Annotated in this window: 1 protein-coding gene; it reads left to right on the top strand. The window is 46.8% G+C overall.

Going from position 1 to position 1,025, the window contains the following annotated elements:
* Positions 1 to 580: 580 nt before the first annotated feature.
* Positions 581 to 1,025, top strand: a 445-nt coding sequence (locus CIK89_RS06075) for a hypothetical protein (RefSeq protein ID WP_144007343.1), incomplete at its 3' end; no start/stop codon positions are given.

Raw genomic sequence — 1,025 nt, 5'->3', positions numbered from 1 at the left:
TTTTGATTTTGGTTTTTCAAAACTGTTATATTGTTATATTGTAACGCTGTAACGCCATTTTTGCGTTTCACTGAAAAATACCGTTTTCGGCTCTTTTCTTTACAGCGTCTAATTCTCACCCATGATCCTACCACAACTTCAAGCCAATAAAAGTATAGTGCTCCACCTATCTTCCTTATATTCAGCAATATACGATAACCACCAAGATTTATACTTCAAAATTTGGCTTTGTAACCAACTGATACACAGGGAAATGTAACAAGCCGTGGGAAAAGTGGTCACAAGCCGTGGGAAAAGTGGAACAACCGATTGTTTTTCTTCATACCTTTGCACCGTGGTTCAAGAGAGAATCACTCATCGCACAGCACATTCCGTCCGCACACAGACGTGGGCAACTCCTCAGTAAGTCACCAGTGAATCCGCACTAAATCCCAAAATTAGGCGGACAACGATGGGACAAAATGGGAGGAACATGGGAACTGAAAAGGAGAAACCGACGATGTGGGAATGAGTGCTCACTAACTTATTAACTAACTATTCCCCAGAACCCCCACTGGTCTAACAAACGGGGGAAAACAAAATGGCTATTCTAAATGGACTTATCAAAAAAATGAGTGGATCGGCTGGTCAGTTGACTTTCAAGACTGTCAATGGACGTACCGTAGTATCGGAGAAAGTGACCAAGGTACGCAACACCCGCACCAAGGGACAACAGCGTCAGCGCATGAAATGGGTGAACATCGTCCGCATGTATGCAGGACTCGTTCCGCTGCTTAAAAATGCCTTCGAGAGGAAAGCGCAGTACCACACTGACTACAACATGTTCGTCCGTGCGAACAGCGTGGCAGCTCCTGTCTATCTCACCAAGGCTGAATCGGATGGCGGCGCATGCATCGCAGCTCCCTATCAGATCACCCAAGGCACGCTGCCCTCTATCTCGGTGAAGGGTACTGGCGACAAGGCGGTGACCAGCATCAACCTCGGAGGTCTCGCCATCGACGAGAATACCACGGTGAAGGACTTCG

The organism is Prevotella sp. P4-119 (assembly GCF_002251345.1).
Classification (GTDB): Bacteria; Bacteroidota; Bacteroidia; order Bacteroidales; family Bacteroidaceae; genus Prevotella.
This window is presented reverse-complemented; position numbering and strand designations above follow the sequence as displayed.